Genomic DNA, 3528 nt, shown 5'->3' on the forward strand with positions numbered 1-3528 from the left:
ATGTAGCTTTTTTCGAGTTTGGCTGATTTTCCGGCCAAAATTTCATCATTATGGATAAGAAGACCATCATCTATAACGGCCTTTATTGCGTATCTCTGTGCTACGAGTTTTGCCCTGAAACTTTTTCCTGTGCCGCTTGGTCCAAAAAAAGCAAAAACTGTTGTTTCTTTTTTTTCAAGACCGAATAATTCTTTGATGAATTCAAAATCCATAATTAAAGCCTTACAATAAAGTATAAGCCGGAAATTCTGAAGTTTCAATCATTTTAAGAAAATCTTTGTCTAAAGGAGAGCTGATTTCTTCCGGCAGATTAAAAGGATTGTTTTCTGGAAATTTTAATTTATAGGCATGAAGAAAAAAATCCCGTCCGGTTTCTAAAGAATTAATTTTTCTGCCATTGTAAGCTGTATCTCCTAAAAGAGGAAATCCGTGAAATGAACTCTGGCTTCTGATTTGATGTGTTCTGCCTGTTTTAATGAAAAAAATGGCAAGAGTTACTTCAGTCCCTTTATACAATCCGTGTGAAACAGGGGTGACTTCGGTGTAAGATTCTTTTCCGTCTTCCTGATTGACTGAAACTGTGTGAAAATTTGATGACTGATTTTCATTTTTTGTGATTATGTCTTGCCATATCTGTTTTTCTTCCAATTTTCCCTGTAAAATTGCAATGTAATATTTTTGAATTTTGTGAAGTTTTATTGCCTGTGAAAAATATTTTGCACCTTCAAGATTCTGTGAAAAGGTGAGTATTCCGGTTGTTTTTCTGTCCAGTCTGTGTAAAGGACCGGTTTTAAATGAAAGAGAATTATTTGAGTGTGTTAATTCATATTCTCTTTGAACGAGAATACTTAAAGAACGCTCATCATTTGTATTTACAGGCTGAACTGTATAGTCATAAGGTTTGTTAATGAAAAGCAGTTCATTTGTTTTTAAAACTGTAATTTTTTTAAGATCTGAAATTAATTTTTTTGAAACAGCATTTATTTCAGTTTCTGATAATTCTGTATTTTTTCCGGTAAGTAAAAAATCTGCAATCTGAATATTATTTCCGGAAGTAATTCTATAATTGCCGGTGCATTTTTTCCCGTCAATCTTAATAAAACCTTTTCGTAATGATTTATATAAAAGTGAAAGGCTTTCTTCACTTATAAATTTTCTGATAACACGGTCAAGTCTTCGTCCTTCATCATCATTGCCGGCTGTAAAATTTATAAAATTCATGTGATTAGAATATCACATCTTTAAGTAGACTAAAAGATGATAGACTGATAAAATAGGAATATGTTGTCAAATGCAAGTGAGCAGCTGCAGAAGTTAATCGAAAGTCCTGTATTTTTGGCTTGCGTTTTTAGTTGGTTATGTGCTCAGTTTATTAAGACTATTATCAAACTTTTCTCGGGTAATGTTCACTCTCTTCGTGAACTTTTTGAGCTTCTTCTCTGGCGTACCGGCAGTATGCCTTCGAGTCATTCTGCAATAACAGCCTGCCTCAGCACTTCAATTGCTTTTCGTTCAGGAATTAATTCAGATTTATTTATACTTTCTTTTGTGTTTTATCTTGTAACGATTCGGGATGCAGTTGGTGTCAGACGTGCAAATGGTAAACAGGCAAGAAGATTAAACGAAATCGGTGAAATTATAAAAGAAAAGGGGCTGGTAAGTGATTTTGAAAAACTAAAAGAAGTTAACGGACATTCTCCCATGGAAGCTTTTGTCGGAAGTTTATTAGGTTTTTTCATTGGTATCGCTTTTTCAGTCTTATAAAAATGAAGTTTGATATAAAAAATATTGTCGCTATTGTAATTTCTGTTCTCGTTTTTGTGCTTCTTTTAGCTTTTAAGACAGTTCCTTTAACTCAGTTATGGAAAGGATATCAGATTCTTTATGTTTATTCACAGGATTTGAAAGAAAATGATATTCTTGCTGTTCTTTCAAAATATGGCTGTACAGATGTGATTTCAAAATCTTCTCAAAGACTTCCAGTTCTTTCTTCAATTTCTCCTGTCCAGTTTCAGACTGATGATTCGTATATTGCTAAACGTAATGCTTTTTTTACAGACAAAAGTTCTTCCGCAATGGTTTTTTATGTAAATGAAAATCAGTCTTCGTATCTGGATAAAGCCATACCTGAACTGAATTCATTTTCACTTACAAAGGCCGGTACAGATGGAAAAGCATCATTTCCCTGGATAGCTCCAATTTTACTTTGCATGTTTTGGGCAGTTCTTTTCTTTTTTTCTAAAAACCGTCCGCTTTTTGCAGCAGCCTCTTTCTTTTCTATAGTTTTTGCTTTTTCAAGACCTTTATATTCAGTTTCTGCAGGAATTTCTTTGTTTATTTTTGCTTTGTTTTTGTTTCACCGCCTTTGGAAGCGTAAAGATTTTTTGAAGGCTGCCCTTAATTCACCATATATCATTTTATTTACATTCTTTCCACCTCTTGTTTTAGTATTTGTTTCACCTGCTGATTCTGTTTTTTATCTGCTTTCAGTAACTGCAACTGTTTCTTCTGTTTATCTTTACAGCTTTTATGAAGAAAAGCAGGATGAAAAGTCAGTGTTTAAGCCGGTCTTTATAAGAAGTGCAAAAATGTTTCCGGTAATCGGACACCTTGGAATAAGACTTATCGGACTTTTGATAATTACATTAGTTTTAATTTCTGTGTCACTTAATTTTTCTGGAAAATTAAATAACCTTTCTGATTCAACTGTAAAGCCGGCATTACCATCTCCTGTTTCTTCATCTGATTCGTCAATAGTAAACCTTACTGATTTTATGTACTGGGCCTGGAATACTGCTTCTTTTCCTTACAAAAAAATTGAAAATGCAGCCTTTGAAATCCCGGAAGAAAACCAGCAGGTCCAAATAAAAGACTATTCTGCAGATTCAAATGGCAAAATAGTTGTGTCTGATTCAACTGCGCTGGTTTATAATTCTAAATTCCGTGAATCTGTTTATTCTACAATTGAGCAGCTTAATTATCCTGCATTAGAAAAACTCATGCTTAAGCAGGGAAAAAATACAGCTTATGGTTATTCAAAAGGTCAGTCACAGTCTTCAAGTGAAAAATTTGTTTTTGCAGCACTTTTGATATTAATTACAGTACCTCTTTGTCTGGGTGCTTATTACATAATTGGAAGAAAACGCTATGGTCTCAGCATCTAATTTTATCTCCGTTGATAAAAACAATCTTACTATTCCTGTTAATGGATTTCTCCCTAAACTTGTAAAAATTCCTCTTTGTACAAAAGAAAGTGATTTAACTGAAATCCTTGTAAAAGAAGGTGATTTAGTAAAAGAAGGTGAGGTAATTGCTAAACTTCACACAAATTATATACATTCTTCTGTTCCTGGAAAAATTATTGCAATTAAAAATGAACAGTTTTCAAATGGAAAACAGGGATTATGTGCCTTTATCGAAACAAAAGGCAGTTTTTCTTTTCTTGGTAAAAAACTTATAAAACAAAACTGGTCAAATTATGACAGTTCTTCACTGAATTTCTTATTCAAAGAAGCCGGCATTTATAAT

At 33.1% G+C, this 3528-nt stretch carries 4 protein-coding genes and 1 pseudogene; 3 read left to right on the forward strand and 2 right to left on the reverse strand.

What is annotated here, in order from left to right; all coding sequences use genetic code 11:
• Together ACKI5B_RS09605 and ACKI5B_RS09610 are read right to left on the reverse strand one after the other, a co-directional pair.
• A pseudogene (locus tag ACKI5B_RS09605) lies at positions 1–212 on the reverse strand (hypothetical protein); the annotation flags it as partial.
• A 10-nt stretch (positions 213–222) separates the two neighbouring features.
• Entirely contained in the window at positions 223–1221 is a 999-nt protein-coding gene (locus ACKI5B_RS09610; protein ID WP_407428172.1) for a pseudouridine synthase, read from the reverse strand.
• 60 nt (positions 1222–1281) lie between these two features.
• Between ACKI5B_RS09610 and ACKI5B_RS09615 the strand changes: the two genes are divergently transcribed.
• The 3 genes from ACKI5B_RS09615 to ACKI5B_RS09625 form a co-directional block, all read left to right on the forward strand.
• Positions 1282–1764 (forward strand): divergent PAP2 family protein, encoded by a 483-nt coding sequence (locus ACKI5B_RS09615; RefSeq protein ID WP_407428174.1) that lies wholly within the window; start codon positions 1282–1284, stop codon positions 1762–1764.
• A gap of 2 nt (positions 1765–1766) precedes the next feature.
• Positions 1767–3164: a hypothetical protein gene (locus ACKI5B_RS09620; protein ID WP_407428176.1), complete on the forward strand. Its 1398-nt coding sequence runs from the start codon at positions 1767–1769 to the stop codon at positions 3162–3164.
• The coding region (locus ACKI5B_RS09625) for a hypothetical protein (protein ID WP_486401672.1) at positions 3148–3528 on the forward strand (381 nt) is incomplete at its 3' end. The genes ACKI5B_RS09620 and ACKI5B_RS09625, both read left to right, overlap by 17 nt.

Origin of the sequence: Treponema sp., from assembly GCF_045657965.1 — a bacterium.
Classification (GTDB): domain Bacteria; phylum Spirochaetota; class Spirochaetia; order Treponematales; family Treponemataceae; genus Treponema_D.